This window comes from Actinomadura rubteroloni (genome assembly GCF_002911665.1).
Taxonomy (GTDB): Bacteria; Actinomycetota; Actinomycetes; order Streptosporangiales; family Streptosporangiaceae; genus Spirillospora; species Spirillospora rubteroloni.
The window spans coordinates 306116-332985 of the sequence record NZ_MTBP01000005.1 but is presented as its reverse complement, the minus strand read 5'-3'; the positions used below and the strand labels follow the sequence as shown (position 1 = coordinate 332985).

Below are 26870 nucleotides of genomic sequence, written 5' to 3'. Positions count from 1 at the left end.
CTGTACGTTTGGCGGACGTACGAAACGTACAGTTCGCGGGTCGGGAAGGCCAGGGCGGTTCGCTATACGATGAATCCGTGGAAATCCCGGTGACGGAAGCGCGCGCCCAGTTCGCCGATCTGGTCAACCGGGTCGCCTACACCGGCGATCCGGTCCTGCTCACCCGGCGGGGGAGGCCGATGGCGGCCCTGGTGTCGGCCGAGGATCTGGAGCTGCTGCGCAGCCTGCGCGAGCAGCGCATCGACCTGACCCGCACGAGCCCGGCGCAGCCCGCCGAGGAGCGCGCGGCGCCGCGTCCGATGCGCGTGGCGGCCGAGCTGCGCCGTCCGCCCGGCTTCGGCCGCTGACCCTGGCCGCGCGCCGGGCGTGGGGTCAGGCGCCGGACGGGCGCCCGGCCGGAGGTACCGCGGGGGGTGCCGCGGGCCGGACGGCGGGCGGGCCGTGCTGCCACTGGCCGCGCGCGGACATGACGTGCCGGAGGGTGACCAGCTCGTCGGTCATGATGCCGTCCACGCCGAGGTCCAGGAGCCGGTCCATGGTGGGCTGGTCGTTGATCGTCCAGGCGTGGACCTTCAGGCCGAGGGCGTGGCACTGCGCGACGAACGGGGCGGTGACGACGCGCAGCGGGCCGAGGGCCGCGGGGACCTGCGCGCACGCGACGCCGGCGGCGGCCAGGGCGGCGAGGCGCTCGCGGCGCGGTCCGGGGCGTCCGGCCAGCGACAGGGCGCGCAGGGTGACCAGGTCGCGGGGGCCGAGGGCGGTGCAGACGTCCCGGTCGGTGTAGAGCGGCAGGCGGGCGCGCAGCTGGGCGAGGCGGCGGGTGGAGAACGACGTGATGCACACGCGGTCCCAGGCGCGGGTGCGGTGCAGGACCTCGACGAGGGGGCCGATGACGGAGGCGTCCTTGAGGTCGATGTTGACGCGGGCGCCGGGGAAGGAGCCGAGGAGGTCGTCCATGCGGGGGACCGGCTCGGTGCCGTGGACGCGGGCGCGCGCGACGTCGGCGTAGGGGAGGCGGGCCAGCGGCCCGGTCCCGTCGGTGACGCGGTCCAGCGTGCGGTCGTGGAAGGCGACGACGACGCCGTCGGCGGTGGCGCGCGCGTCGGTCTCCAGGTAGCGGTAGCCGAGCTCGGCGGCGCGCTGGAAGGCGGCCATGGAGTTCTCGGGGCGTCCGGCGGCGCCGCCGCGGTGGGCGAAGGGGATGGGACCGGGGTGGTCGAGGAAGGCGTAGCTGGGCGGCACGCCCCCGATTATCGCGGGTCCCCGCCCCCACCCGTGACTTACTTTGTAAAGGACGGTGGCTGGGCTGCTACCGTCACCCCCGCACCTGTTACGGCAGCGACGAAGGAGCATGCGCGGATGGCGGACGTGGAGCAGTACCGGGCGACGTTCGAGCTGGTGGACGCCGACGGCGACGGCCGGATCTCCCCGGCGGAGCTGAAGGGCCTGATGGCGGCGCTGGGCCGCCAGATCACCGACACGCGGGCGGTCGAGGTCGTCGTCCAGGCCGACCGGGACCGCGACGGGCGGATCTCGCTGGAGGAGTTCGCGGCGCTGATGGACGGCCTGTCGGCCTGACCGTCAGGCGGGCGGCGGCCCGGCCGCCCATTCGCGCCGGCGCGCCTCGGCGAGCGCGATCGCGGCGGCGACGGCGACGTTGAGGGACCCCACGCGCCCGGTCTGGGGGATGTAGGCGACGGCGTCGGCGGCGGCGAGCAGCGCGGGGGAGACCCCGTGGTCCTCGCCGCCGACGGCCAGGCACACGTCGCCGTCCAGGGGAGCGTCGTGCAGCGGGACGGCGTCGGCGGTCAGCTCGATCGCCACCAGCCGCAGCCCGGCCGCGCGGATCCCGGCGGCGGCCTCGGCGGGAGTCCCGGCGTGCGTCCAGGGGACGAGCCGTTCGGTGCCGAGCGCGACCTTGGCGACGTTGCGGTGGTCGGGGGAGGTGGCGTTCCCGGCGAGCCACAGGTGCTCGACGCCGAACACGGCGGCGCTGCGCAGCAGGGACCCGATGTTGAACGGCTGCGTGACGGACTCGGCGAGCAGCCCGAGGCGGGCCTCGGTGCGGCGGCGCCAGCCGCGGTTGAGGCGCTTGACGTCGGTGGGGCGCAGCTGGCGGCGGCCGGGGTGCGCGCCGGCCTGCGGGCTGGTCATCGGGCGGTTCCTTCTCGGGGTGCGGTGACGGCGAGGACGCGGTAGTTCGCGCGGGACGCGATCCGCTCGGTGGGGTAGGAGGCGTCGAGCCAGCGGTGCAGGGAGTCGGCGCCCAGGTGCTTCTGGACGACGAGGTGGGCGGTCGCGCCGGGGGACAGGCGCGGCAGCCACGTGTTCAGCAGGTCGTGCAGGGCGGCCTTGCCGATGCGGATCGGGGGGTTGGACCAGAGCGCGGCGTAGCGGACGCCGGGGTCGGCCTCGTCCGGCAGTATGAACCTTACATTGTCAAGCCCGGCGGTGGAGGCATTGCGCCTCGCCGTGTCGAGTGCGCGCTCGTTGATGTCCACGCCCCAGACGCTCGCCTGCGGCGAGCGCGCCGCCAGGGTGAGGGCGATGGGGCCGTATCCGGCGCCGAGGTCCAGGAGGTGCCCGGTGGGCGGGGGCGGCGGGACGGTCTCCAGCAGGATCCGGGTGCCGGGGTCGACGCGGCCGGGGGAGAACATGCCGCGGTCGGTCGCGAGCCGCAGGTGCAGGTCCGGCAGGACCAGGTCGACGGCGCCGGGCCGGGCGGGCAGGCCGGGCCGCGGCGCGAAGTAGTGATCTCCCACGTCGGCCGACCGTACCAGTCCGGGGACGCCCGTCCGTCCCGGGCGCGGCGCGGTCCGTGTCGGTGCGGGCGCGGGGGAGGGGGCGGGTGGGACGCTGCGGTGGTCGAGGGCAGGGGGGCCGGACGTGGGTGCGGGGATGGTGATGGGCGTGGCCGCGGTCGTCGCGGCGTGGTACGCGCTGCGGGGGCTGGGGGCGGTGTGGGGGCCTGCGGGGCGGGTGGCGGGGTGGCTGGCGCCGTGGACGCGGGCGGCGCACGCGTGGGTGCTGGAGGCGCCGGCGACGTTCGCGTACGTGGCGGTGTTCACGGCGTCGACGCTGGTGCAGGAGTCGGCGCCGCCGCGGTTGATCGAGCTGTTGACGACGTTGCAGTCGACGAATCTGGCGAATCTGCACCGGGAGCCGTTGCGGGCGCTGGCGAACAGCGCGTTGTGGGTGGCGGACAAGGGCCAGGGCCTGGTGCTGTACGTGCTGGTGTTCGTGACGGTGGTGGCGTGGGGGGAGCGGCGGTGGGGGACGCCGCGTTCGGTGGTGATCGGGCTGGCGGGGCATGTGCTGGGGTCGCTGCTGACGGCGGTGGTGGAGACGGGGGCGCTGGAGTCGGGGCGGGCGCCGGCGTGGCTGGCGGTGACGACCGACGTCGGTGTCTCCTACATCATGGTGGCGCAGCTCGCGGGGGCGGTGCTGCTGATGCGGGGCCGGGCGCGGGTGGCGGGTGCGGTGCTGGTCACGGCGGGGGTGGCGGGGCCGCTGGTGCGGGGCGGGACGCTGTGGGACGTCGGGCACGTCCTGGCGGCCCTGTGCGGTCTGGCGGCGGGGGCGGTGCTGCTGTGGTGGGCGCCGTCGCGGCGTCCGCCGAACGTGGCGCCGTGCCTGCCGTGCGCGGAGCCGTGCCGTGTCCGCGCCGCGCGGGGCTAGGGGAGGCGGGAGAACCAGAACAGGGAGGTTCCGGCGGCGCCGAGGGCGAGCAGGAGGGCCAGGCCGGTGAAGCGGGCGGTGATGTCGCGGTGCTCGGTGGTGAAGCCCAGGGAACTGCCGATGTGGGTGTAGACGTCGCTGAGCTGCCCGGCGTCGGCGGCTTCGTAGGCCTTCCCGTCGGTGCTCTCGGCGAGGGTGCGGAGGGTCTCCTTGTTGACCGAGACGCTGGTGGTCTCGCCTTCGATGTCGACGGTGCCGTACGGGGTGCCGAACGCGATGGTGGAGACGGGGACGTGCGCGGCGCGGCTGGCGTCGACGGCTTCCTGGACGGAGCGTCCGGTGGTGTTGTCGCCGTCGGACAGCAGGACGATGTGGGCGGGCGGCGGGTCCTGGCGGGCCTGGGCGTCGAAGGACCCGATGCCCTGGAGGCAGGTGAAGACGGCTTCGCCGATGGCGGTGCGTTTGGCGAGGGTGAGGCGGTCCAGGGACGCGATGGCGTTCGCGCGGTCGGTGGTGGGCGCGGCGATGAGGTTGGCGTTCCCGGCGAACGCGACGACGCCGACGTTGAAGCGGGCGGGGAGGTCCTGGATGAACTTCTTCGCGGCGTCCTTGGCGGCGTCGAGCCGGGAGGGGGTGACGTCGCGGGCCATCATGGACAGCGACACGTCCACGGCGACCATGATCGTGGCGCGGTCGCGGGGGACCTTGACGTTCCCGGCGGGCCGCGCGAACCCGACGGTCATGAGGGTGATCATGGCGAGGAACAGGGCGGCGGCGATGTGGCGGCGCCAGCCGGGGCGGCGCGGCGCGACGTGCTGCAGGAGCGCGAGGTTGGTGAACCGGACGGCGTAGGTGCGGCGGCGGAGCTGCAGCAGGACGTACGCGGCGGCCAGGAGCGGCAGCAGCGCGAGGAGCCAGAGCCGCTCGGGTGACAGGAAGGTCATGCGCGCACCCCCGGCGCGGCGATGGCGCGTCCGGCGGCGCGGCGCTGGCGGAGCGCGAAGCGGGCGATGTCGGCGATCCAGTCGCGGTCGGTGCGCAGGACGAGGTGGTGGGCGCCGGCGCGGCGCAGGGCGGCGCGGGTGGCGGCGCGGTGGGCGGCTGCGGCGCGGGCGTACCGCTGGCGGGTGCGGCGGTCCAGGACGATCTCGTGGGTGGCGCCGGTCTCGGGGTCGGTCATGTCCAGGAGGCCGATGTCGGGGAGGTCGAGTTCGCGGGGGTCGATGATCTCGACGGCGAGGACCTGGTGGCGGGCGGTGAGGCGGCGCAGGGGGCGTTCCCACGGGGGGTGCTCGGGGTCGTCGCCGGGCTGGGGGAGGAAGTCGGAGATGACGACGCGCAGGCCGCGGCGGGTCTGGCCGGAGGCCAGGGCGGTGAGCGCGGCGGTGAGCGTCGCGGCGTCGGGTGCGGGCCGGATGGGGGTGGTGAGGACGGTGTGGAGGAGGGCGTAGAGGGCGGGGCGTCCGGTGCGGGCGGGCAGGCGGCGGAGCCCGGCGGGGGTGTGGAGGTAGGCGCCGACGCGGTCGCCGAGGCGGACGGTGAGGAACCCGACGGCGGCGAGGGCGGCGGCGGCCAGGTCGCGTTTGGTGAGGTGGGCGGTGCCGAAGTCCATGCTGGGGGTGAGGTCGACCAGCGCCCACGCCTCGAGTTCGTGGTCGGCGACGAGGTCGCGGACGTGGGGGTTGGTGGTGCGGGCGGTGACGGCCCAGTCCATGTGGCGGACGTCGTCCTCGCCGGCCTGGTAGAGGCGCGCTTCGGCGAGTTCGGTGCCGGGGCCGGGGAGCAGGCCGAGGTGCTCGCCGTTGAGGAGGCCGTCCAGGCGGCGGGTGACGGCCAGGTGCAGGCGCCGCAGGCCGGGGCCGGGCGCCAGGCGCCGCGCGCGTTCGCGTTCGTCGTCGCCGGTGGTCATGCGGGCGTCACCCCGGCGCCGTGGTTCCACACCACGCGGGGCGGGGGGACGGTCGCGAGGATCTGCCGGACGACGTCGCGGGTGTCGACGCCGTCGGCGAGGGCGTCGAAGGTCAGGACGATGCGGTGGGACATGACGTCGCGGGCGACGGCGCGGACGTCGTCGGGCAGGACGTAGTCGCGTCCCGACAGCAGCGCCAGGGCGCGGGCGGCCGCCACCAGGCCGAGGGTGGCGCGGGGGCTGGCGCCGATGTCGATGAGGTCGCGCAGGTCGGGCAGGTGGTACTGGGCGGGGTCGCGGGTGGCCATGACGAGCCGGACGATGTAGTCGGCGACCAGGTCGTGGACCGACACGGTGTCGGCGGCGCGCTGGAGCGCGGCGAGCCCGGCGGGGTCCAGGACGCGGCCGGGGGCGGGCGGGTCGACGCTCATGCGCCGCAGGATCTCCAGCTCGTCGTGCGCGCCGGGGTACTCCACGTCGATCTTCATGAGGAACCGGTCGCGCTGCGCCTCGGGGAGCGGGTACACGCCTTCGGACTCGATGGGGTTCTGCGTGGCGAGGACGATGAACGGCTCGGGCAGGGGATAGGTGGTGCCGCCGAGCGACACCTGCCGCTCCGCCATGACCTCCAGCAGCGCGGACTGCACTTTGGCGGGGGCGCGGTTGATCTCGTCGGCGAGGACGAAGTTCACGAACACCGGGCCGAGTTCGACGTCGAACTGCTCGGTGGAGGGGTGGTAGATGCGGGTCCCGACGATGTCGGACGGGACGAGGTCGGGGGTGAACTGCAGCCGCGCGAACGTCCCGCCGACGACGCGGGCCAGGGACCCGACGGCGAGGGTCTTGGCGACGCCGGGGACGCCTTCGATGAGGCAGTGCCCGCGCGCCAGGAGCGCCACGACGAGCCGCTCGACCATGTGGTCCTGCCCGACGATGACCTTCTTCACCTCTGCAAGGGTGTCCCGCAGGAGCCCTGCGGCCCGGTCGGCGTCGTGCGCGGCGACGGTCATCGGCGGTTCCCTCACTGGTCCTCGGCGGGTGCGGCGGGAGCTTCCCCGACCCTACGCGATCTCCGTTGGGGCGGGTCCTACCCGGGTGGAGGGCCGTCCAGTGATCGGGTTGTTAGTGTGGCGCCCATGTCCGCGCCGCTGCCGCCGGGGGATCCGGGAGTGCTGGGTCCGTTCCGCCTGTCGGCACGGCTGTCGGAGTCGGCGGCCGGGATCGTGTTCGTCGGGGTGGACGGTGCGGGGCGGCGCGCGTCGGTGGCGGTCCTGAGCAGCGGCGCGGCCGAGGACGCCGCGGCGCGGGACCGGTTCCGGGCGGCGATCCGCGCGGAGCTGCCGGGCGGGCCGGGGGAGTCGTCGGGGGGTGCGGCGCCGGTGGTGGCGGCGCAGCCGGACGGGCCGGCGCCGTGGGTCGCGACGGAGTTCGACACGGCGCGGGCGGGCGCGGAGCGTTTTCTGCGGGCGGTGCTGCTGGGTGCGGTGGACGGGCCGCGGCACGGGCCGGGGTTCCGTCCGCACTGGCAGGGGTCGCAGCCCGCGCTGGCCCCGCCGCCGGTGCCGGTGCGGGTTCCGGTGGTGCCGGAGGGCGGGCGGCCGGAGCGGGGGCTGGTCGCGGCGACGCTGACGCTCGTCGCGGTCCTCGGAGTCCTGGGGCTGCTCCTGGCGGTGCTGTTCGCGTGCGAGCCGAAGGCGTCGCCGCCGCCCCCGCCGCCGCCCGAGCCGACGATGAGCGTCCCGCAGCAGCCCGCGCCCGGCACGACGCCCGAACCGTCCCCGCCGCCGGGGTCGCCGGTCCCGCCCGGCACGCCCGGGCCGGGCGACGGGGGCGGCGGACCCCTGTAAGACCCCATCCCCAGTGGTCCGCCGGCGGCGGCGGGACGCTGACGCGCCTCGCCGTCGGCGTCCTCACTCCGTGAACAGGGCGCGGACGGCCGCGCCGAGACCGGCGACCGCGTCCGCCGCGCGCCGCGCGAACGGCCCCCACCCGAGGAACCCGTGGTCCAGGCCGTCGCCCGGCAGCAGGACCGCTTCCACGCCCGCGTCCCGCAGCCGCGCCGCGAACGCCTCGCCCTGCGCGCGGAGCCGGTCGTGCCCGGCCGTCGCGACCACCGTCGGCGGCAGCACCGAGAAGTCCGGGGCCAGCAGCGGCGACACCTCCGGGTCCGTCCGGTCGGCGTCGCCCAGGTACGCCGCCAGGACGCCGTCCAGGTCCTGGCCGGGGAACTCCAGGCCGTCCGGGTCGGGCGGGGGAGACGGCACCGACCGCAGGTCCACCGCCGGATAGACCAGCACCAGGCCCGCCGGGCGCCGTCCCGCGGCCCCCAGGCGGTGCGCGGCGGCCGCCGCGATCTGACCGCCCGCGCTGTCCCCGCCCACCGCGACCTTCCCGGTGCCGAGCCGCGCCGCCAGGCCGTCCGCCGCGGCCACCGCCGCGGCGACGTCGTCCACGGCCGCCGGGAACCGGTGCCGGGGCGGACGCCGGTACTCCACCGACAGCACCGCCGCCCCCGACGCCGCCGCCAGCGCCCGCACCACCGGGTCGTAGGACTCCACGTCGCCCAGCACCCACCCGCCGCCGTGCGCGAACACCAGCAGCCCCGGCGGCGCCCCCTTGTCCGGCACGTACAGGCGTCCCGCGACGCCGCCCGCCACCACGTCCTCCACCCGGTGCAGCGGCGCGCGGGGGAGCGCCGCCAGCTCCGCCGCGTGCACCGCCCGCGCCGCCGCCAGGCCCCGCAGCCCGTCCCGCTCCGCCGCGCGGCTCAGGGCCTCGGAGTCGGCGAGGAAGCGGCGCAGGAACGCCAGGTACTCCGGATCCCGGCCCACCGCTCAGCCCGCCGCCGCGCACGACAGCGCGAACGCGCTCACCGCCCGGTGCCACAGCCCCGGACGCCGCAGCATCGCGTGGCCCTCACCGGGCACCTCCACGAAACGGACGTCCGCGACGTCCCGGGCGCGGTCGGCGTACCGGCGGGCGCCCGAGATCGGCGTCGTCCGGTCCCCGGTGCCGTGCACGAACAGCACCCGGCGGCCCGCGAGCTGCTCCACCGGCTCGTCCCGCGGCACCCACGCGCCCAGCGCCGCCACGCCCCGCACCTGCTCCGCGCCCGCGACCCGCAACGCCGTCCGCGCCCCCATCGAATGCCCCACCAGCACCACCGGCACCCCCGGATGGGCCGCCGCGACCCGCTCCAGCGCCCAGCGCGCGTCCGCGACGGGGGAGGCGTCGGCGCCGTTCCACCCCCGGAACCGGTACCCCAGCGTCCACACCGCCAGACCGTGCCGCCGGCCGTCGGCCGCGAGCGTCCACGCGAACGGCGCCATCCGCAGCGCCGCCGGCTGCCGGAACGACGCGGGAGCGCGGCTGTGCTCGCGCCCGCCGTGCAGCACCAGCACGACGGCGGACACCCCGCCGCGCCGCGCGCGGACCGACAGGCGGGGGGCGGGCTCGCTCAGCATGCCCCGCACCCTCTCACGGCCCACCCGAAACGGACACCCCGCCGCCCCCACCAGCGCTACTTAACATAATGTACATTATCGCGCATCTGCGGGGAGCTGTGGAGAGGGGCACCGACCAGCGTGAACACCTGCACATAGACACCGCGCGGCCCATCGCACGCCGCACCGCACGCCGTGCGGCCGTCGCACGCGGCACGCGGCACGCGGCCCTGCGGCGCGGACGATGGCGCGGACGAGCCGCGCGCCGTGGTCTCGCAGCGCACAAACGCGCGCCGCAGCAACGCACGACGCGGCCGACGTCCACGCGGCGTGCGCCGACCGGATCACCGCGCCGGGACCCCGGCAATGGCCGAGACGCCGACGGGCTTCTGCCGCGTCACAGCGGCTCGCATGCTGGGACCCGCCGTGTCCTCTCGGCTCTGCCCTTTCGGGCGGCTCGGGCCGCTCGGTCGGCGGCCGCACAAACGCAAGCCGGGACGCCGACCGGTAAGTGCGCGTGAGGTGATCATGAGGGTGCCCGGACGCCGCGACGCCTGAGCGGCCGGACGGCTTCGCCGAGGCATGCCGCGTCGGCCGCGTGGCGTGAGTACTCGCAGGTCGTGGGCGGCTTCCCCACCGTCCGGGCTGCGTGGAGGCCACCTTCGTGGCGGTGTGCCTCTCCCCCGGATTCGGCATCGTGCGGTGTCCGATTTGTGGCGAGTCTGTGGTGAAAGCGCTGGTCAGAGGGTTGTGGTGAGCGTGTTGAGGCGGGCGATTTGAAACAAGACAGAAATTGGATTCTGTTGGGTATGTGATGGTTTGTACCCATCTGTACCTGTTTGGCCTGGTCGTCAGGCGGACGGTTGGTCGAGCTTGGCGGCGACGGCGTCCAGGACCCATTCGAGGCCGGTCGAGAAGGACGTCCCGGCGTCGACGTCCGCCCCGTCGTGCACCGCCCTGGCCAGTGCCGGGAACCGGCCCGTGGCCAGGACCTCCCGCACGCGGGGGCCGGACGCGCGCTGCCATTCGCGTTCGGACAGCCCCGTGGCGCGCTCGGCCCGCAGGTCCGCGACCTCGTGCCGGATCGCCCCGGTGACGTAGGCGCTGACGGTCGCCACGGCGCGCAGGACGGTGTCGAGCGGCGCGAGGCCGTCGAGGGCGGCGAGGGTGGACTCGGTGACGGCGAGGGCGTTGGGGCCAAGCGACGGGCGGCCGCCGAGCAGGTCGGCGAGCCACTCGTGGCGCAGGACGGCGCTCCGCGTGCGGTGGGCGCGGCCGCGCAGCGCGTCCCGCCAGCCGTCGGGCGGCCCGCTGGGGAGGATCTCGGCGTGGACGTCGTCGACCATGAGGTCGAGGAGTTCGTCCTTGGTGGCGATGTAGCCGTAGAGGCGCATCGGGCCGGCGTCGAGGCGGGCGGCGACCTTGCGCAGGGACACCGCGTCCAGTCCCCCGTCGTCGGCGAGCGCGACGGCGGCGGCGACGATGCGCGCGCGGTCCAGGGGGGCGGGGCGCGGCGGCGGTTCGGGGCGGTCCCACACGGTCATGGTTGCACCGTACTGTTGCGATACGCCATATCGAGACAATACAGTGTATCGCCATGAGCTTTCGTATCGCGGTGGCCGGGAGCGGACCGGCCGGGTTGACGTTCGCGCGCGTCCTGCGGCGCAAGGGGTGCGCGGTGAGCGTGCTGGAGCGCGACCCCTCCCCCGCCGCGCGTCCGCCGGGCGGTTCGCTGGACCTGCACGAGGGGCTGGGGCAGCTCGCGCTGGACAAGGCGGGGCTGCTGGCGGGGTTCCGGGCGCTGGCGCGTCCGGAGGGGCAGGCGATGCGGATCCTGGACCCGGGCGGGGCGGTGCTGCGCGACTGGCGGCCGGGTCCGGGCGAGCGGGCCAATCCGGAGATCGACCGGGGCCAGCTCCGCGACCTGCTGCTCGGCGGGCTGGACGTGCGGTGGGGGTGGGAGGTGGCGGAGGTGGTGCCGCGCGGGGACAGTGCGGCGGTGCGGTCCGCGGACGGGCGGGAGGAGGTGTTCGACCTGGTGGTGGGCGCGGACGGCGCCTGGTCGCGGGTGCGTCCGGCGGTGTCGGCGGCGAGGCCGGCGTACGCGGGGGTGACGTACGTGGAGACGTCGCTGGACGAGGTCGACACCCGCCATCCGGACCTGGCGCGTCTGGTCGGGGACGGCGCGGTGGCGGCGTACGGGGTGAACCGGGGGGTGGTGGCGCAGCGCGGCAGCGGCGGGCACGTGAAGGTGTACGTCCAGCACCGGACGCCGCCGGGGTGGCTCGCCGATGTGGATCCGGGCGACGCGGAGGCGCTGCGGGCGGGGGCGCTGGCGCTGCTGGACGGGTGGGCCGCTCCCCTGCTGGACCTCGTGCGGCGTGGCACGGTGTTCGTGCGCCGGGAGCTGCACGTCCTGCCGGTGGGGCACGCGTGGCCGCACGTCCCGGGGGTGACGCTGCTCGGCGACGCCGCGCACCTGATGCCGCCGCTCGGGGCGGGCGCGAACCTGGCGATGCTGGACGGCGCGGAGCTGGCCGAGGCGGTCGCCGCCGCCGGCCCCGACGGGCTGGACGGGGCGGTGCGGGCGTTCGAGGAGCGGATGCAGGCGCGCGCGGCCCGGTGGGCGGCAAGGACGGCGGCGGGGCTGGAGCGGCTGGTGAGCGCGGACCCGGCCGGGGCGGTGGCGGTGTTCGACGAGGTCCAGCCGTCCTGACCGCCTGTCCGGGTGCGGGGCGCGGCGCGCAGGAGTACCTTGTGCGGATATCGAAACGCGCCGCCGCGCCGGCGGCGCCCCGAACGCGTAGTGAGTGATCCGATGGCTGTGACGACCGAGCGGTCCGCCCCGGTGTGGGTGGACGTCTTCCTGGAAGATCTCGCCGAGCACGGGTACGTGGCCCGTGCCGCCAGGACCGCCGGGGTGAGCTGCACGGCCGTAGCCAGGCGGGGGCGCCGCGACCCGCTGTTCGCGCGGGCGCTGCGCGAGGCGCAGGGCCACGCGCCCGAGAGCACGGCCCGGGAGGTCGTGTTCCCCTGAGGGCGCGGACGTGAAGGGCGGTCCCCGGGCGGGGGCCGCCCTTCGGCGTTCCGGGGTGTTCTGTCGGAGGGGGCCGGTAGGTTCGGCGGCGTGCGTCCAGCCGATGTCCTGCGCCTGACGGTGGTCGAGGCCGCCGACCGCTATGCCGAGATGGTCCGCGCCAAGGCCGCGACGGGTGCGCTCGCGCCCGGGACGGCGGAGGTGTACGTCCGCGACGTGGGGACGTTCGCGGAGCTGGCCGACGCGGGGGCGGTGCTGGACGACCTGGACGGCACCGCGGTCGACGCGGTCCTGGTGCGGTTCGCGCGCAAGCCGGACGGGCGGCGCGCGGCGGCGGGCCCGGGCCCTGCGGGGCGGGCGACGCAGAGCGCGGCGTCGCAGGCGCGGTTCCGGCGGTCGGTGTCGGCGTTCTTCCGGTACGCGACGGTGGCGGGGTGGGTGCAGCTCAACCCGATGGGGTCGGTGACGCTGGAGGCGCGTGAGCGCGGCGGGCTGCGGGCCGAGCGGCGGGCGCTGACGGCCGAGCAGGCGGCGGGGCTGCTGGACGCGGCGCAGAACCTGGTGGCGGCGCGGCCCGCGGCGGGGCGCCGCGCGGACCAGCGGACGGAGCTGCGCGACGGGCTGATCGTGCTGCTGCTGGCGTCGGTGGGGCCGCGGGTGTCGGAGCTGACGCGCGCGAACGTGGAGGACTTCTTCGTCAACGCCGGGGTGCGGTACTGGCGGATCTTCGGGAAGGGCGGCCGGACGCGGGACGTGCCGCTGCCCGACGCGGTCGCCAGCGTGCTGGACGCCTACCTGGCGTCGGGGCGGCGGGAGCTGGACCGGGGCGTGGAGGACAAGGCGCTGCTGCTGTCGTGGCGGGGGCGGCGGCTGGCGCGCGGCGACGTGCAGGGCGTCATCGACCGGGTGCTGGCACGGGTGGAGCCGGGACGGCGGCGCGGGGTGACGCCGCACGGGCTGCGGCACACCACCGCGACGCACCTGCTGGCGGTCGCCACCGACATGGACGCGGTGCGGCGGATCCTCGGGCACGCCGACCTGTCGACCCTGGGCCGGTACCGCGACGAGCTGCCCGGCGAGTTGGAGGCGGCGATGCGCGTCCATCCGCTGCTCCCGGCGCGGCGCCGCGCACGGCCCGACGGGACGAACGACACGAGCTGAACCCGCCCCGCACCCGGACACGCACCCGGACGCTGAACCGGACGCGGACGCGGGACTGAACGCGGGACTGGACGACCGGCGCGGCGCGATGCCGGGAGCGCGCGGTGCGTCGGGCGGCGGCGACGCGGCGGAGCGGATCGCGCGGTGGGTGGCGGCGTCGTTCCCGTCGCGGACGGTGGCGGGGGCCGGACCCGGCCGTGACCGCCGCGCCCGCACCGGGCGTGGCGGTCGAGACGGCGGTGGTGACGGCGGCGGGGGTTCCGGGCGGGTGCGGCGCGTGGCGCCGTGACGGGCACGGTGCGCGGGTGCGACGCTGCGGAGCGTGACGGTTCTGGGGGTCGCGGCGGTGGCGGCGCTGGCCGCATGGGCGTATCTCGCGGCGGGGCACGGGGGTTTCTGGCGGACGTCCCCCACCGACGGCGAGGACTTCGGCGAGTGCGGCGGGGTTCCGGCGGGCGGGTGGCCGGACGTCGTCGCGGTCGTCCCGGCGCGCGACGAGGCGGCGGTGCTGCCCGGGACGCTCCCGGCGCTGCTGGCGCAGGAGTACCCGGGGCGGTTCCGGGTGGTGCTGGTCGACGACGGCAGCACCGACGGGACCGCCGCGCTCGCCGCGCGCCTGGCCGCAGGTGCCGCGGTGGGGCTGGAGGTGGTGGCGGCGCGGGAGCGGCCCGCCGGGTGGGCGGGGAAGGTGTGGGCGATGAGCGAGGGCGTCCGCGCCGCCGACCGGTCCCGGCCGGAGCTCGTGCTGTTCACCGATGCCGACATCGCCTACGGTCCCGGTGCGGTCGCGGGGCTGGTGCGGGCGGCTGCGGTGCGGGACCGGGACCTGGTGTCGCGGATGGCGCTGCTGAGCGTCGCGACCGGCTGGGAGCGGGCGGTGGTGCCGGCGTTCGTGTACTTCTTCGCGCAGCTGTACCCGTTCCGGCGCGTCGGGCGGGACGGGTCGCGGACGGCCGCGGCGGCGGGCGGGTGCATGCTGGTGCGGCGGGCGGCGCTGGAACGCGCGGGCGGGCTCGCCGCGATCGGCGGCGCGCTCATCGACGACGTGGCGCTCGGGCGGCTGCTGAAGCGGTCGGGGGCGCGGTGCGAGCTGCGGCTGGCCCGGGACGTGGTGAGCCGCCGCCCCTACCCGGGGCTCGCGGACCTGTGGGCGATGGTGGTGCGCAGCGCCTACCACCAGCTCCGCTACTCCCCCGTGCTGCTGGCGGCGACGGTCGCGGGCCTGGCGGCGCTGTACGGGGTGCCGCCGGTCGCGGCGGTCGCGGGGGCGGCCGCCGGGGACGGCGCGGCGGCGGTGGCGGGCGCGGCGGGGTGGGCGGTGATGGCGGCGACGCAGGTGCCGGTGCTGCGGTTCTACGGGCTGTCGCCGGTCCGGGCGGTCGCGCTGCCGCTCGTCGCGGCCCTGTACGCGGTGATGACGGTGGACTCGGCGCGCCGCCACTACACCGGGCGCGGCGGGATGTGGAAGGGCCGGACGGCGGTGGGCCGGGCGGCGGGCGGGTGACCGGATCGTTCCGGTGCGCGGCGTGATCGTGGCTGGGCGCGGCGGCGGCCCGGGCGCGAGGATCGGGGGCATGAACCGAGCGCTGATCGTGATCGACGTCCAGGAGTCCTTCCGCCGCCGTCCGCTGTGGGAGGCGGTGGACCGCCCCGGCATCGCCGCGCGCACCGCCCGGCTGGTGGACGCGGCGCGCGCCGCCGGGGACCTGGTGGTGTGGGTGCTGCACGCCGAGCCGGGGTCGGGGACGCCGTTCGACCCGGCGAGCGGGCACGTGCGGCTCATGGACGGCCTGGACCCGGCGGCCGGGGAGCCGGTGCTGACCAAGACGTCCCGGAACGCGTTCACCACCACCGGGCTGCAGCGGGTCCTGACGCGGCGCGGCGTCGGGGAGCTGGTGGTGTGCGGGATCCAGACCGAGCAGTGCTGCGAGACGACGGCGCGGGTCGGCGCCGACCTCGGCTACGGGGTGGTGTTCGTGACGGACGCGACCGCGACGTTCCCGATCGCGCACCGCGACGCGCCGCCCGCCGTCCGGGCCGGGCAGGACGTGGCGGCGCTGCTCGCCGACCCCCGCACCCTGCCCGCCGCGGCGGTCGCCGAGCGCACCGAGTACGCGCTGGCGGGACGGTTCGCGCGGATCGCGTCCCTGGACGACCTCGCCCCGGCGGGCCGCCTACACTGACCGGATCGTGACGCGTGTGCTGTTCGTGCTCGTCCCCGGCGTGCACCTGCTGGACCTGGCGGGGCCCGCCCAGGTGTTCTCCACCGCCGCCGACCTCGGCCTGCCCTACCGGGCCGGGTACGTCGCCGAGCAGGAGGACGTCCCGACCGCGCAGGGCCTGACCGTCCGCGCCGGCACCGTGTGGCCGGACCTGTCCCCCGCCGACCTGGTCGTCGTCCCCGGCTGGCGGCGCCGCCCCGCCGACCCCGACCCGGGCCGGATCGGCGCGGGCACGGCGGCGCGGCTGCGCGCCCACCACGCGGCGGGCGGGACCGTCGCGAGCGTGTGCGCGGGCGCGTTCGCGCTCGGCCGCGCCGGGCTGCTGGACGGGCGGCGCTGCACCACCCACCACGCCCTGCACGCCGACCTCGCGCGCCGCCACCCCGCCGCGCGCGTCGTCCGGGACGTCCTGTTCGTCACCGACGGGCGGGTGGTGACGTCGGCGGGCATCGCCAGCGGCATCGACCTGGCGCTGCACCTGGTCGCCGTCCGGCACGGGCCCGCCGCCGCCGCGCGCGCCGCCCGCGCGATGGTCGTGTACGCGCGGCGCAACGGCGACCAGCCGCAGGACGGGATGATGCTGCGGTACCGGGCGCACCTGGCCGACGCCGTGCACCGCGCCCAGGACCTCATCGACGCGCGCTTCCCCGAACCGCTCCCGCTCGCGGCCGTGGCCGCGGCGGCGGGCGTGAGCGAACGGACCCTCACGCGCCGGTTCACCGCCGCGACCGGGCGGACGCCGCTGCGGTACCAGCAGGAACTGCGCGTCGAGCACGCCGAGGCGCTGATCGCCCAGGGCGCGACCGCCGACGCCGCCGCCCGCGCCGTCGGGTTCGGCGACGCGCGCATGCTCCGCCGCCTCCGCGCCGCCCGCGCGGAGCGGGGTCAGGGCGGGGGTCAGGGCGGGACGGGGACCTCGCCGTAGCCCGCCGGGCCGTGCTCGACGGCGGCGCGGCCGCCGGTCGCCGCCGCCGCCCACGCCGCGAACTCCGCCGCGCCGGCGGCGGGCACCCGGACGGTGACGGCGACGTCGGCGCCGTAGCGGACGTCGCCGGGGGCGGGGCCGCGGGCGTGCAGGTCGCCGAGGAACCGGCCGGCGTCGGTGTGCGCGACGCGGACCGTGACGTCGGTGACCGGGAGGAGTTCCACGAGCCCGACCCGGTCCAGGGTGGCGGCGACGACGCCGGCGTAGGCGCGGGCCAGGCCGCCCGCGCCGAGCTTCACCCCGCCGAAGTGGCGGGTGACGACGGCGGCGGTCCCGGTGATCTCGCGGCGGAGCAGGACCTCCAGCATCGGGATCCCGGCCGTCCCGGCGGGTTCGCCGTCGTCGCTGCTGCGGGTGGTCTCGCCGCGGTCCCCGACGACGTAGGCGGTGCAGTTGTGGGTCGCGTCGCGGTGCGCGCGGCGGTGCGCGGCGAGGAACGCGGCGGCGGCGGCCTCGTCGTCCACGCGGGCGAGGGTGCAGGTGAACCGGGACCGGCGCACCTCGACGGTGTGGGAGCCGGGCCGCTGGATCCTGCGCATGACGGGCCGAGTGTAGCCGGGCGGGGGCGGCGGCCCGGTCCCGTCGAGATGCCGGGCGTGTCACACTTGCGTGCGTGAGCGACCACGGGCTGTCCGACCACCGGCTGACGCGCGAGGACATCATCGACGCCGCGCTGGACATCGTCACCCGGGAGGGCAGCACCGCGCTGTCGATGCGGCGCGTCGCGACCGCCGTCGGGAGCGCGCCGATGAGCATCTACCGGCATGTGCGCGGCAAGGACGAGCTGCTGACGCTGCTGATGGACCGGGTGTTCGGGGGCCTGCCGCGGCCGGTGCTGCCGCAGGCGCCCCGCGACCGGCTGCTGGCGCTGCTGCTGTGGCAGCACGGGCAGCTCGCGGGACGGCCGTGGATCACCGAGGTCCTCAGCCGCAGCGACGTCGCCGCGCCCGCGCTGCTGTGGCTGATGGAGGACCTGTACGCGGCGTGGACGGCGTGCGGGCTGACGTTGCCGGAGGCGGCGCGGGCGCACCGCGTGACGTGGGTGTTCAGCTTCGGGGACCTGGTGCAGCGCATCCACCCCGCCTACACGGGCAAGCGGCTGCTGGTCACCGGGGACGTCGACCCGTCGGCGCACCCCACGCTGGACGCGCTCGGGGACGCCTGGAACCCCCACGGCCGGCACGAGCACTTCGCCGGGGACCTCACCGCGCTCGTCGACGCGCTCCTCACCCGGGGAACGGCCAGGGGTTGATCCGGCAGCCCTGCAAGGACTTGGTCTGCTGCACCATCACCGGCGCGCGCCGCCCCCGCCCCGGGCACTGCTCGTGGCCGTGGCCCAGGGCGTGCCCGACCTCGTGGTTCACCACGTACTCGCGGTAGGACGCCAGGTCCGCGCCGTAGGTCACGGCGCCCTGCCCCCAGCGGCGCGCGTTGATGACCGAGCGGGTGCCGCTGCGGCACGACAGCTCCCCGCCCGTGATCAGCGGCGCGCACAGCCGGTCGGTGAGCGACGGGCTCGCCAGCGACACCCGGAACGCGACCGGGCCGCCCGCGACGCGGACGAACCGGGCCCGGCCCCCGTGCCCCCAGCTGCGCGGGTCGTTCAGGATCCGCTGGACCTGCGCGGCGAACACGGCCGCGTCGAACGGCAGGCCGCCCTCCACGTCCACGGCGTACCGGACCGTGCGGGCCGCCCCGGCGGTCCGGTACGCCGTGGACGCGGCGGCGGGAGCGGTGGTGAACCGTCCCGTCCCCGCCACCGGCACGCGGACCCGCTCCGGCTGCCGCCGCCCGTCGGGCCGCGGTCTCGGGGACCGGGACCTGCTGGGCGAGGCGGGCGTGCGGGGCGCCGCGCGGGTCCCCGCCGCCTCCGGGCGCGCCGCCCGCCGGCCGGCGCCGGAACCGCCGTCGCGGGCGGCGACCGCCACGGCCGCCGTACCGACCGCCGCCGCGCACGCGACGGCGCCCGCGACCGTCCACACCAGACGGCGGCGCGGCCGGGCCGCCGGGGCGCGGGACGGGTCGGGTTCGTGCACGCGGAACTCCTGCGATCGGCCGGTCTGGGCGTCCCCGCCACGGCGCGCACGGCTGAACACCGGGCCGCGATGACCGGCTTCACCGGCCCATGTCGGGATATCGCCGCCAGGATAACCGGGCGCCCGGACACGCCCCGCGACCGACCCCGCCCCGACCTGCACCTCACGGCCCCGAGACCGCCCCCGCCGGCACGGACCCGGCCGCGACGGAAGCCGCACGCCGCGCTGCGGGAGGGCTGGCGGGTCAGTGGGTGGTGGGCTCGTCGCGGTCCAGCAGGGACGGGTCGTCGACCATCGCCGCGACGTCGGCGATCGACGGGACCACCGCCGTCGGGCGGAACGGGAACCGCTCCACCTCGCCGCGCCCCGTCACCCCGCTCAGTACCAGCACCGTCCGCATGCCCGCCTCGATGCCCGCGACGATGTCGGTGTCCATCCGGTCCCCGACCATCACGGTGCTCTCGCTGTGCCCGGCGACGCGGTTCAGCGCCGTTCGCATCATCAGCGGGTTCGGCTTCCCGACGAAGTACGGCTCCACGCCCGTCGCCCGCGTGATCATCGCGGCGACCGCGCCGGTCGCGGGCATCGAGCCCTCCGCCGACGGCCCCACCGGATCGGGGTTGGTCGCCACGAACCGGGCGCCGCCGTCCACGAGCCGGACGGCCTGGGTGATCTGGGAGAAGCTGTAGGTGCGGGTCTCGCCCAGCACCACGTAGTCGGGGCGGATGTCGGTGAGGACGTACCCGGCCTCGTGCAGCGCCGTCGTCAGCCCCGCCTCCCCGATCACGTACGCCGACCCCTCGGGCCGCTGGTCGGCCAGGAACGCCGCCGTCGCCAGCGCCGACGTGAAGATCGACTCGGTCGGGACGGGCAGGCCGAGCGCCGCGAGCCGCGCCGACAGGTCCCGCTGCGTGTAGATCGAGTTGTTGGTCAGGACCAGGAACGGGCGCCGCGCCGCCTGCAGGCGCTGCAGGAACTCCGCCGCGCCCGGGATCGGGCGGCCCTCGTGGACCAGGACGCCGTCCATGTCCGACAACCACGACTCGATCGGCGCGCCTTTGTTCATACCGCCCATTGTCGCAGGCCGGAACGATCCACGACATCGCCCCCCGGCCCCGCCGCGCCCCGCCCGCCGGGTCGCACTGCGGCGCGCGGTGCACGCGTGGCGGTGCGGGCCGGGGGCGGTGCGCCGCGCGGGGTGCCGCGCTGGGCGGGACGCCCGGGGCGGCGCTCCACGGGGGCGCGCGGGCCGGGCGCACCGGGGATCTCGGTGCGCCCGGCCGGGAGCGGCCGGGGTCAGACGTTGACGCCGAAGTCGGACGCGATGCCCGACAGGCCCGACGCGTAGCCCTGCCCGACCGCGCGGAACTTCCACTCCGCGCCGTTGCGGTACAGCTCGCCGAACACCATGGCGGTCTCGGTCGAGGCGTCCTCCGACAGGTCGTAGCGGGCGATCTCGGCGCCGCCGGCCTGGTTCACCACGCGGATGAACGCGTTGCGGACCTGCCCGAAGTTCTGCTGCCGCGCGTCGGCGTCGTAGATCGACACCGGGAACACGATCGTGTCGACCTCGGCGGGCACGCCCGCGAGGTTCACCTTGATCTGCTCGTCGTCGCCCTCGCCCTCGCCGGTGAGGTTGTCGCCGGTGTGCTCCACCGACCCGTCGGGGCTGGTGAGGTTGTTGAAGAACACGAAATGGCGGTCCGAGACGACCTTGCGGTCCGCCGAGCACAGCAGCGCGCTGGCGTCCAGGTCGAAGTCGGCGCCGGTCGTGGTCCGCACGTCCCAGCCCAGGCCCACCACCACCGCGGTCAGCCCGGGGGCCTCCTTGGTCAGCGAGACGTTGCCGCCCTTGCTCAGGCTGACACCCACACTCCACCTCCGGTTCCGGTCGCGCGGACGTCGGTCGTCCGCACGCACTGTAACGAGCAACGGAGCCCGCCCCGCCGTGGTTCCCGCCGGGGTCACGCGGTGATGAACGACGCGGGGGCGGTGATGGCGGGCGGGAGGTCCAGGGCGGCGGCCAGGTCGGCGGCGCGGTCGGGCGGGAGGTCGTCGGCGGCGGCGCGGCGCGCCTCCCACACCCGGTCCAGCAGGCCGGGCGCGGCGGCGCCCTCGTTCAGCAGGACGGCCGCGCGCGACTCCATCCAGTCCAGCGCGAACAGCCGCAGCAGCGGCCGGACCGGCGGCGGGGCGCCGCCCTCGGCGGCGGCGACGACCTCAAGGACGGTGCGGTCGGCGTGGGCGGTCGCGGCGGCGGCGGCCAGGGACAGGTTGGCGTTCCACGCGGTGAACGGGTCCGCGCCCCCCGCGGTGGCGGCGGCGACGCGGTCGGTGAGGCGGGCGGCCAGGCTCCGCTCGGCGGCCGCCGCGGCACCGAGCCACACCTCCGGGTCCAGGGGGCCGGCGCCCGCCGGGACCGGCGCGGCGGGCGGCGGCGCGTACCGGTCCCCGGAGGCCATCGCGCGGGCGGTGTCGAACAGGATCAGGTCGTTGTCGCCGCCCGCGCTGCGGTAGGCGTGGGTGAGGCCCCGGTAGGCGTTGAGGCGGTCGGTGGCGGCGAACCCCGGCGCGCCGCTGTGGGTGCGGCACCGCGCGACGGCGTCCTCGGCGCGGACGGTCGCGGCGGCCTTGAACAGCGCCAGGTCCCGGTCGACCGCCGACCACGGCGCCCACGCGCCCCCGCCGCCGTCCCCTCCGCCGGTGGTGGCGGCGCGGTCCTTGACGTGCGCGGCGACGGCGGTGAGCGCGTACGCCGACGCCAGCGCCCCGAGCACCGCCTCGCGCTGGTTGCGGTAGTCGGTGAGGGGCCGCAGCGGCGCCAGGCGGCCGAGCGCGACCCGCCCCGCCGAGTGCGCGGCCAGCAGCCCCGCCGACGCGCGCGTCACCGCCGCGCACGCCGCGACGACCGCCCGCCACACCGCCGGGCCCACCGACATCGACCGGGTGAGGCGCTGCGCGGCGCCGCCCGCCGGGTCGTGGAACGCTCCGCCGGAGTCGATGGACGCGCCGTCGCGCAGCCACGCCTCGTAGGGGACGCGCAGGCCGTCCAGCCGCACCGCCGCGTAGTCGACGGGCAGGCCGCTCCCGTCGGGCGCCGCGATGATCCGGACGCCCGGCGCAGGCGTCCCGTCCTCGGCCCGCAGCGCGGCGATGAACACGAACACGCCGTGCTCGCGTCCGCCGTGGACGAGGGTGGCGTAGACGGCGGCGGTCTTGGCGACGCCGGGATGGCCGGTGTTGGTGGGGAACTTGGCGGCGTCGGCGTCGGGGGTGGTGAGGACGAACTCGCGCGACGCGGCGTCGTAGCGGGCGGTGGTGCGCGGCGACAGGTGGCTGTTGCTGCGGCCCGCCTCGGTCATCAGCAGCGTCCCGACGTCCCGCATCGACGCCAGCCGGTCGCGGGGGCCGTCCAGGCCGTCCTGCCCGGCCCCGAACCGCAGGATCGGGGCGAGCGCGAGGGTGTAGTGCAGCAGCATCACGTGGAACAGGGCGGGGTCGGCGACCGCGGCGCGCTCCAGCAGCCCGCACAGCGCGTGCGGGTCCGCCAGCAGCTCGGCGGCGGGCGGCGCGGCGCGGCCCGCGCGGCGCAGCCGGTCGTAGGTCAGGGCCTGGCGGCCGCGGGCCGTCAGCCCGTCGGGGACGACCGCGAACTCCGGCGGGACCGCCGCGTCCATCCAGGCGGCGGCGCGGCCCCGCACGAAACCCGCCAGGTCCGCGGGGTCGGTGGTGTCGGGCATGGGCGGTTCCTCTCAGCGGGCGGCGGCGGGGGCGGGGGCGGCCATGGGGGCGCAGGTGCGGGCGCCGGGCACCGACAGCGCCACCGCCCGGCACAGCGCGTCGCCCGGCCCGGCCTGGACGAACAGCGTCGCGCCCGCGCGGTGCACGGCCCGGACGATCTCGGGGAACCGCAGCGTCCGCACGATGCAGTCGGCCAGCGCGCGGTGCGGGTCGTCGCCCGGCCGGTACGCGCCGCCCCGCACCGGGGAGAACACCGGCAGCTCCGGCGGGCGCGCCGGCACCGACCGGATGATCGTGTACCACTCCTCGTCGGCGCCGCGCAGCGACGGGTGGTGCGACAGGTACGGGACGGCGAGCCGCACCGCCTTCACCCCGTGGGCGCGGGCGGCGTGCAGGGCGCGTTCCAGCGGCTCGTCCGGCCCCGACACCACCGTCAGGGCGGGCGCGGTCGTGCACGCGATCACCACCGACGGCTCGGCGGCGCGCAGCAGGCACGCCCGGGTGTCGGCCTCGGGCGCGGCGACCAGGCCCATCCCGCCGCCCGAGCCGTGCCGGGTCAGGACGTCCACCAGGCTCACGGCCATGCGGGCGCCGTCGGCGACGGTGAACACCCCCGCCGACACCATCGCCGCGATCTCCCCGAAGCTCTGCCCGACCGCGAACGCCGGCGCGACCCCCGCCGCGCGCAGGACCCGGTCGGCGGCGACCGCGCACGCGTAGTCGGCGGCCTGCGCGACCCCGGGGCGGCGCGCCGCCTCGGGGTAGGCGGCCGGGTCGTCGAGCAGGACGCCGCGCAGCACCGGCCACCCGGCGGGCAGGCCCTCCTGGACGGCGTCCAGGACGTCGGCGACGATCCGGCGGCCCGCCGGGCCCGCCGCGGTGTGGCCGGATGCGGACAGCGCGGTCAGGTCGGGGGTTCCGCCCGATCCCGTCCCGGGGAAGAGGAAGGCGCACACGTCGTCGGATCTCAGATCGGGGGCCAGGTCCTGCGTCCAGTCCGGGGCGAACGGCACGGGCGGGTCTCCTTACCTCTGGGTAAGACTCACTAGTCTTCGTGGATAAGCGACAGCGCGCCAACAGATATAGAACAAAAGTTACAAACTGGGATTATTCCTTCCAGGGGTCGGCCTGACAACCACCCCGGCCGCCGCCCGGCCCGCCTCCGGCCGGAACGACGGCCAACGACGCTCCCGGTCACCGCACCGGAGCCCGGACCGGACCGAGGGGAACGCCCGTGACACCTGCACCGCCCCGACCACCGGCCGGACCGCCCGGCCCCGCGTCCGGCCCCGCGCCCGCCGCCCGCCACCCCGTCGCCGTCCTCGGCACCGGCGCCTACCTGCCCGACCGGCGCGTCACCAGCGAGGAACTGTCGCGCGACCTCGGCCTGGACCCCCGCTGGATCGCCGACCGCACCGCCATCGCCGCCCGCCACGTCGCCGCCCCCGGCCAGGCCGCCTCCGACCTGGCCGCCCACGCCGCCCGCCGCGCCCTCGCCGACGCCGGCCTCACCCCCGCCGACATCGGCCTCATCGTCGTCGGCACCTCCACCCCCGACGAACTCGGCCCCGCCACCGCCTGCCGCGTCCAGGCCCTGCTGGGCGCCCGCCGCGCCGCCGCGTTCGACGTCGCCGCCGCCTGCACCGGGTTCGTGTTCGGCGTCCAGGCCGCCGTCGGCTGGCTCGCCACCCAGCGCGGCGCCCCGCCCCGCGCCCTGGTCATCGGCGTCGAGGTCTACTCCCGCTTCCTGGACCCCACCGACCGCGCCACCGCCGCCCTGTTCGGCGACGGCGCCGCCGCCGCCGTCCTCGGCCCCGCCGCGCCCCCCGCCGGCATCGTGTCCCTGGCCCTCGGCTCCGACGGCACCCGCGCCGACGACGTCCTCATCCCCGCCGGCGGCAGCCGCTCCCCCGCCAGCCCCGCCACCCTCACCGCCCGCGGCCACACCATCCACATGGACGGCCGCGCCGTCCGCGACTTCATCACCGGAACGTTCCCCCGCCTGGTCACCGCCGCCCTCGACGACGCCGGCGTCAAACCCGCCGACCTCGCCCTCGTCGTCCCCCACCAGCCCAACCCCCGCCTCACCGCCACCCTCGGCCCCGCCGCCGGCCTGGACCCCGCCCAGATCGCCGTCGCCGGCCACGACGTCGGCAACATCGGCGCCGCCAGCCTCCCCTACGCCCTCCACCACGCCCTGCGCACCCGCACCCCGCCCCCCGACGCCCTCGTCCTGCTCGCCGGCTTCGGCGCCGGCCTCACCTGGGGCCACGTCCTCCTCCGCTGGCCCGCCTGACCCCACCGTCCCACGCACCCGCCGCCGACGCCCGCGGAAACGCCCACACCGCCCACGCGGCCCGGCCCCGCACGAACGCCCGGCGTCCGGGCGTTCGTGCGGGCGGGACCGGCTGCCCGGCCGCCAAAGGCGGGGGCGGACCGGGGACGCGCCACGGCAACCGCGCGCGATCGTGCGCGGTCGTCGAGGGCGGGCGCGGACGGGGGACACGCGACGGCAGCCGCGCGGTCGTGCAGGCGCCGCGCCGGGCGGCGCGGACCGGGAGAGCCGCAGGAGGGCGGCGGGGTCAGTCGGCGTGGCCCCAGGTCAGCTCGGCGCCGGCGTGGCCCGCCCGCACCACCCACACCAGCGCCAGCACCGCCAGGACCACCACGAGCGCCGCGGCGGCCCGTCCCGCCAGCACCGCCGCGCGGCCCGGCTCGGGGACGCGGGCGCGGCGCGCGTCCAGGACCAGGACCGCCAGGAAGACCACCGTCAGCGCCACCACCAGCACGCGGAGCTGCCCGCCCAGCTCCCCGTGCTCGGCCACCGCCGCCGGCACCGGGCCGCCCCCGGCGCGCGCGTCGCGCAGCGCCTCGCCCGCGCCCGCCGCGAGCATCGTCGCCGCCATCACCGCCACCAGCGCCCCGCCCGCCGCGACCCCGAACCGGAGCCGCCACGCCGGACGCGCCGCCAGCGCCGCGACCGCGGCCGACAGCAGCGGCACCAGCACCACCGGGACGTGGACCAGCAGCGGATGCGCCGGAAGCCCGAACGCCTCCCCGGGCTCCACCGGCGCCAGCCCCGCGGCCAGCACGACGGCCGCCGCCAGCAGCACCAGCGGCGCGTTCAGGACGCCGCCCGAAAGCGCACGGCGCGGGCCGCCGCCCGGAGCCGGGCCCGGCGCGGGCGGGGAGGAGGGACCGGGGGACGGCGCGGAGGCCGGGACGTCATCGCTCATGGACGCCCATCCAACGCCACCGGCCTCTCAGAACCCTCTCAACGCCCTCTCGACGCCGCGCTAGGCGGGCTGCTCGGGCAGCTCGCCCTCCCGCCGGATCCACACCTGCAGCAGCAGCATCAGCTCCAGGCGGATCTCCGGGTCCTCGATGTCGAAGCCCAGCAGGTCGTGCAACTGCCCCAGGCGGTACCGGACGGTCTGCGGGTGCACGTGCAGCGCCGCCGCCGCGCCCGTCGCGTTGAACCCGTTCTTCAGGCACTCCAGCAGCGTCACCGCCAGCCGCACGCCGTGCCGGGACCGGGTCCGCGTCAGCGGCTCCAGGCGGCGCGCCGCGACGATCTCGGTCAGCCGGCCGCCCGCCTCCAGCAGCAGGTCCGCGACCCGCTCCTCCGCGCGGACCAGGCCGACGCGCTGCGCGTCGTCGGCGCCGGCGCAGGGGTCGGCCGGGAGCTCCAGTGCCCGCCGCGCCCAGTGCAGCGACACCCGCGCCTCGCCCGGCGGCACCGCCGGGCCCACCGCGCCCGACCAGCCCGCCAGCATGCCGGTCAGCCGCTCGGACTGGCCCGGGCCGTCCGGGTCGGGCATCACCAGGCAGGGACGGCCCCCGTCCAGGCCCGCCAGCACCTGCGGCGGCAGCCCCGACGGGCCCTCCCCGCCGCTGCCCGGACGCGGGCGCAGCACGATCACCGCCAGCCGCTGCGGCAGCGGCCAGCCCGCCATCGCCGCCTGCTCGGCCACCACGCCCTCGGGCACCGGCGACTCCGACAGCAGCAGCCCCAGCAGCCGGTGCCGGCGCTGCTCGCGCTCGCCCGCCGCCTTCTCCCGCGCCCGCCGGTACCCGGCCGCCGCCGCCGACGACAACTCGTCCAGGTACGCGAAGTTCGCCTCCGCCATCACGCTCAGCAGCGACAGCGGGCGCCCCAGCCGCTGGTACTCCGCCGCCAGGTACCGCCACGCCGTCCGCGACGCGATCCGCATCGCGTTCTGCAGGTGCTCCAGGCTGCGGCCCTCCACCGCCTCCCCGTAGCCGACGTCGAAGTAGACCTGGTACACGTCCTTCCACGACACGTCCGGGTCCTCGATCAGCCGCACCAGGTGCTCCATCGCGAAGACCACCGCGGCCTCCACCACCTGCCGGTACACCGGATCGCCCGGACGCGCGTACTCGGGCACCTCCCGCAGCACGCCCGCCACCATCAGCTCCTGCACGGCCGGCAGATGCCCCCGCATCCACGCCGCCTCCGCCACCGGCACCGCACGCCACGGCTGCGCCGCCGCGCCCTCGCGCGCCCCGTCCACCGGAGCCCCGTCGTACACCAACGTCACCGCACACCTCCACCCGGACAGCAGCCGGGCCGCCGCCCGGAACCGGGTCTCCGACGGTAGGTATCTTGTGCGTTGCGCAACACTCACATTGTGTAC

The 26870-nt window shown here is 77.1% G+C and carries 29 protein-coding genes; 12 read left to right on the top strand and 17 right to left on the bottom strand.

Annotation, left to right across the window (positions count from 1 at the left end; genetic code table 11):
- The first annotated feature begins 77 nt into the window (after positions 1-77).
- The gene (locus BTM25_RS27975; RefSeq protein WP_103566532.1) at positions 78-347 is read left to right on the top strand and encodes a type II toxin-antitoxin system Phd/YefM family antitoxin; all 270 of its coding nucleotides are present in this window, start codon (positions 78-80) and stop codon (positions 345-347) included.
- Positions 348-372: 25 nt separating this feature from the next.
- Here the strand turns inward: BTM25_RS27975 and BTM25_RS27970 are convergent, their stop codons facing one another.
- The gene (locus BTM25_RS27970; protein WP_205648308.1) at positions 373-1242 is read right to left on the bottom strand and encodes a glycerophosphodiester phosphodiesterase; all 870 of its coding nucleotides are present in this window, start codon (positions 1240-1242) and stop codon (positions 373-375) included.
- A 117-nt stretch (positions 1243-1359) separates the two neighbouring features.
- Between BTM25_RS27970 and BTM25_RS27965 the strand changes: the two genes are divergently transcribed.
- Positions 1360-1578 carry an EF-hand domain-containing protein gene (locus BTM25_RS27965; protein WP_103566527.1) on the top strand — a complete coding sequence of 73 codons (219 nt, stop codon included), beginning with the start codon at positions 1360-1362 and terminating at the stop codon, positions 1576-1578.
- A 3-nt stretch (positions 1579-1581) separates the two neighbouring features.
- Here the strand turns inward: BTM25_RS27965 and BTM25_RS27960 are convergent, their stop codons facing one another.
- Both BTM25_RS27960 and BTM25_RS27955 read right to left on the bottom strand, forming a co-directional pair.
- Positions 1582-2154, bottom strand: coding sequence for a TrmH family RNA methyltransferase (locus tag BTM25_RS27960; protein ID WP_103566525.1), 573 nt, complete (start codon positions 2152-2154; stop codon positions 1582-1584).
- Positions 2151-2762 carry a class I SAM-dependent methyltransferase gene (locus BTM25_RS27955; RefSeq protein ID WP_103566522.1) on the bottom strand — a complete coding sequence of 204 codons (612 nt, stop codon included), beginning with the start codon at positions 2760-2762 and terminating at the stop codon, positions 2151-2153. Before BTM25_RS27955 ends, BTM25_RS27960 begins: the two co-directional genes overlap by 4 nt.
- 136 nt (positions 2763-2898) lie before the next feature.
- On the opposite strand from BTM25_RS27955, the gene BTM25_RS27950 reads away from it, so the two are divergent.
- On the top strand, positions 2899-3678 hold the full coding sequence (locus BTM25_RS27950) for a rhomboid-like protein (protein ID WP_103566520.1): 780 nt from the start codon (positions 2899-2901) through the stop codon (positions 3676-3678).
- On the opposite strand, the gene BTM25_RS27945 is transcribed toward BTM25_RS27950, so the two are convergent.
- From BTM25_RS27945 to BTM25_RS27935, 3 genes are read right to left on the bottom strand one after another with little or no spacing between them, the layout of a single operon-like run.
- Positions 3675-4622 carry a VWA domain-containing protein gene (locus BTM25_RS27945; protein WP_103566517.1) on the bottom strand — a complete coding sequence of 316 codons (948 nt, stop codon included), beginning with the start codon at positions 4620-4622 and terminating at the stop codon, positions 3675-3677. The genes BTM25_RS27950 and BTM25_RS27945 overlap by 4 nt on opposite strands.
- Positions 4619-5587: a DUF58 domain-containing protein gene (locus tag BTM25_RS27940; protein ID WP_103566515.1), complete on the bottom strand. Its 969-nt coding sequence runs from the start codon at positions 5585-5587 to the stop codon at positions 4619-4621. Before BTM25_RS27940 ends, BTM25_RS27945 begins: the two co-directional genes overlap by 4 nt.
- The gene (locus BTM25_RS27935; RefSeq protein ID WP_103566513.1) at positions 5584-6597 is read right to left on the bottom strand and encodes an AAA family ATPase; all 1014 of its coding nucleotides are present in this window, start codon (positions 6595-6597) and stop codon (positions 5584-5586) included. The genes BTM25_RS27940 and BTM25_RS27935 overlap by 4 nt, the downstream gene beginning before the upstream one ends.
- Positions 6598-6723: 126 nt before the next feature.
- Between BTM25_RS27935 and BTM25_RS27930 the strand changes: the two genes are divergently transcribed.
- Entirely contained in the window at positions 6724-7434 is a 711-nt protein-coding gene (locus BTM25_RS27930) for a hypothetical protein (RefSeq protein ID WP_103566511.1), read from the top strand.
- A 63-nt stretch (positions 7435-7497) separates the two neighbouring features.
- Here BTM25_RS27930 and BTM25_RS27925 read toward each other — a convergent pair whose 3' ends face one another.
- The 3 genes from BTM25_RS27925 to BTM25_RS27915 form a co-directional block, all read right to left on the bottom strand.
- Positions 7498-8418, bottom strand: a complete 921-nt coding sequence (locus BTM25_RS27925; protein WP_103566508.1) for an alpha/beta hydrolase fold domain-containing protein — start codon at positions 8416-8418, stop codon at positions 7498-7500.
- A gap of 3 nt (positions 8419-8421) precedes the next feature.
- A complete protein-coding gene (locus BTM25_RS27920; protein ID WP_103566506.1) occupies positions 8422-9051 on the bottom strand; it encodes an alpha/beta hydrolase in 630 nt (209 codons plus the stop codon).
- 830 nt (positions 9052-9881) lie between these two features.
- A complete protein-coding gene (locus BTM25_RS27915) occupies positions 9882-10574 on the bottom strand; it encodes a TetR/AcrR family transcriptional regulator C-terminal domain-containing protein (RefSeq protein ID WP_103566503.1) in 693 nt (230 codons plus the stop codon).
- 53 nt (positions 10575-10627) lie between these two features.
- On the opposite strand from BTM25_RS27915, the gene BTM25_RS27910 reads away from it, so the two are divergent.
- From BTM25_RS27910 to BTM25_RS27885, 6 genes are all read left to right on the top strand, one after another.
- Positions 10628-11746 (top strand): FAD-dependent oxidoreductase, encoded by a 1119-nt coding sequence (locus BTM25_RS27910; RefSeq protein WP_103566500.1) that lies wholly within the window; start codon positions 10628-10630, stop codon positions 11744-11746.
- A gap of 102 nt (positions 11747-11848) precedes the next feature.
- Positions 11849-12067, top strand: a complete 219-nt coding sequence (locus BTM25_RS27905) for a hypothetical protein (RefSeq protein ID WP_103566497.1) — start codon at positions 11849-11851, stop codon at positions 12065-12067.
- A gap of 90 nt (positions 12068-12157) precedes the next feature.
- Positions 12158-13228, top strand: a complete 1071-nt coding sequence (locus BTM25_RS27900) for a tyrosine-type recombinase/integrase (protein ID WP_103566496.1) — start codon at positions 12158-12160, stop codon at positions 13226-13228.
- A gap of 322 nt (positions 13229-13550) precedes the next feature.
- The gene (locus tag BTM25_RS27895; protein WP_103566493.1) at positions 13551-14732 is read left to right on the top strand and encodes a glycosyltransferase; all 1182 of its coding nucleotides are present in this window, start codon (positions 13551-13553) and stop codon (positions 14730-14732) included.
- Between the two features lie 70 nt (positions 14733-14802).
- Positions 14803-15411, top strand: coding sequence for an isochorismatase family protein (locus tag BTM25_RS27890; RefSeq protein ID WP_103566492.1), 609 nt, complete (start codon positions 14803-14805; stop codon positions 15409-15411).
- 7 nt (positions 15412-15418) lie between these two features.
- A complete protein-coding gene (locus tag BTM25_RS27885; RefSeq protein WP_103566489.1) occupies positions 15419-16375 on the top strand; it encodes a GlxA family transcriptional regulator in 957 nt (318 codons plus the stop codon).
- Here BTM25_RS27885 and BTM25_RS27880 read toward each other — a convergent pair.
- Complete coding sequence (locus tag BTM25_RS27880; RefSeq protein ID WP_103566487.1) at positions 16348-16974, bottom strand: IMPACT family protein; 627 nt, start codon at positions 16972-16974, stop codon at positions 16348-16350. The genes BTM25_RS27885 and BTM25_RS27880 overlap by 28 nt on opposite strands.
- Before the next feature lie 74 nt (positions 16975-17048).
- Here BTM25_RS27880 and BTM25_RS27875 point away from each other — a divergent pair, with 74 nt between their 5' ends.
- Complete coding sequence (locus BTM25_RS27875; protein WP_103566484.1) at positions 17049-17687, top strand: TetR/AcrR family transcriptional regulator; 639 nt, start codon at positions 17049-17051, stop codon at positions 17685-17687.
- On the opposite strand, the gene BTM25_RS27870 is transcribed toward BTM25_RS27875, so the two are convergent.
- The 5 genes from BTM25_RS27870 to BTM25_RS27850 all read right to left on the bottom strand — a co-directional run bounded on the left by BTM25_RS27870 (position 17662) and on the right by BTM25_RS27850 (position 23225).
- Entirely contained in the window at positions 17662-18471 is an 810-nt protein-coding gene (locus BTM25_RS27870) for a DUF3152 domain-containing protein (protein WP_235828736.1), read from the bottom strand. The genes BTM25_RS27875 and BTM25_RS27870 overlap by 26 nt on opposite strands.
- Positions 18472-18715: 244 nt before the next feature.
- Positions 18716-19537: an HAD-IIA family hydrolase gene (locus BTM25_RS27865; RefSeq protein WP_103566483.1), complete on the bottom strand. Its 822-nt coding sequence runs from the start codon at positions 19535-19537 to the stop codon at positions 18716-18718.
- A gap of 230 nt (positions 19538-19767) precedes the next feature.
- A complete protein-coding gene (locus BTM25_RS27860; protein ID WP_103566480.1) occupies positions 19768-20343 on the bottom strand; it encodes a TerD family protein in 576 nt (191 codons plus the stop codon).
- Positions 20344-20435: 92 nt separating this feature from the next.
- Positions 20436-22211, bottom strand: coding sequence for an acyl-CoA dehydrogenase family protein (locus BTM25_RS30780; RefSeq protein ID WP_103566478.1), 1776 nt, complete (start codon positions 22209-22211; stop codon positions 20436-20438).
- Between the two features lie 12 nt (positions 22212-22223).
- The gene (locus BTM25_RS27850) at positions 22224-23225 is read right to left on the bottom strand and encodes an acyltransferase domain-containing protein (RefSeq protein ID WP_103566475.1); all 1002 of its coding nucleotides are present in this window, start codon (positions 23223-23225) and stop codon (positions 22224-22226) included.
- Positions 23226-23446: 221 nt separating this feature from the next.
- Between BTM25_RS27850 and BTM25_RS27845 the strand changes: the two genes are divergently transcribed.
- A complete protein-coding gene (locus BTM25_RS27845; protein WP_103566472.1) occupies positions 23447-24508 on the top strand; it encodes a 3-oxoacyl-ACP synthase III family protein in 1062 nt (353 codons plus the stop codon).
- 286 nt (positions 24509-24794) lie between these two features.
- Here BTM25_RS27845 and BTM25_RS27840 read toward each other — a convergent pair whose 3' ends face one another.
- Positions 24795-25448: a DUF2231 domain-containing protein gene (locus tag BTM25_RS27840; RefSeq protein ID WP_103566468.1), complete on the bottom strand. Its 654-nt coding sequence runs from the start codon at positions 25446-25448 to the stop codon at positions 24795-24797.
- Positions 25449-25508: 60 nt separating this feature from the next.
- Positions 25509-26774 carry a PucR family transcriptional regulator gene (locus BTM25_RS27835; protein WP_235828734.1) on the bottom strand — a complete coding sequence of 422 codons (1266 nt, stop codon included), beginning with the start codon at positions 26772-26774 and terminating at the stop codon, positions 25509-25511.
- Between the last annotated feature and the right edge of the window lie 96 nt (positions 26775-26870).

Excerpts from the sequence above, each read along its gene's own strand:
- BTM25_RS27965 (WP_103566527.1), top strand. The coding sequence starts at position 1,360 with ATGGCGGACGTGGAGCAGTACCGGGCGACGTTCGAGCTGGTGGACGCC.
- BTM25_RS27960 (WP_103566525.1), bottom strand. The coding sequence starts at position 2,154 with ATGACCAGCCCGCAGGCCGGCGCGCACCCCGGCCGCCGCCAGCTGCGC.
- BTM25_RS27950 (WP_103566520.1), top strand. The coding sequence starts at position 2,899 with ATGGTGATGGGCGTGGCCGCGGTCGTCGCGGCGTGGTACGCGCTGCGG.
- BTM25_RS27945 (WP_103566517.1), bottom strand. The coding sequence starts at position 4,622 with ATGACCTTCCTGTCACCCGAGCGGCTCTGGCTCCTCGCGCTGCTGCCG.
- BTM25_RS27940 (WP_103566515.1), bottom strand. The coding sequence starts at position 5,587 with ATGACCACCGGCGACGACGAACGCGAACGCGCGCGGCGCCTGGCGCCC.
- BTM25_RS27935 (WP_103566513.1), bottom strand. The coding sequence starts at position 6,597 with ATGACCGTCGCCGCGCACGACGCCGACCGGGCCGCAGGGCTCCTGCGG.
- BTM25_RS27930 (WP_103566511.1), top strand. The coding sequence starts at position 6,724 with ATGTCCGCGCCGCTGCCGCCGGGGGATCCGGGAGTGCTGGGTCCGTTC.
- BTM25_RS27920 (WP_103566506.1), bottom strand. The coding sequence starts at position 9,051 with ATGCTGAGCGAGCCCGCCCCCCGCCTGTCGGTCCGCGCGCGGCGCGGC.
- BTM25_RS27915 (WP_103566503.1), bottom strand. The coding sequence starts at position 10,574 with ATGACCGTGTGGGACCGCCCCGAACCGCCGCCGCGCCCCGCCCCCCTG.
- BTM25_RS27910 (WP_103566500.1), top strand. The coding sequence starts at position 10,628 with ATGAGCTTTCGTATCGCGGTGGCCGGGAGCGGACCGGCCGGGTTGACG.
- BTM25_RS27905 (WP_103566497.1), top strand. The coding sequence starts at position 11,849 with ATGGCTGTGACGACCGAGCGGTCCGCCCCGGTGTGGGTGGACGTCTTC.
- BTM25_RS27890 (WP_103566492.1), top strand. The coding sequence starts at position 14,803 with ATGAACCGAGCGCTGATCGTGATCGACGTCCAGGAGTCCTTCCGCCGC.
- BTM25_RS27880 (WP_103566487.1), bottom strand. The coding sequence starts at position 16,974 with ATGCGCAGGATCCAGCGGCCCGGCTCCCACACCGTCGAGGTGCGCCGG.
- BTM25_RS27865 (WP_103566483.1), bottom strand. The coding sequence starts at position 19,537 with ATGAACAAAGGCGCGCCGATCGAGTCGTGGTTGTCGGACATGGACGGC.
- BTM25_RS30780 (WP_103566478.1), bottom strand. The coding sequence starts at position 22,211 with ATGCCCGACACCACCGACCCCGCGGACCTGGCGGGTTTCGTGCGGGGC.
- BTM25_RS27840 (WP_103566468.1), bottom strand. The coding sequence starts at position 25,448 with ATGAGCGATGACGTCCCGGCCTCCGCGCCGTCCCCCGGTCCCTCCTCC.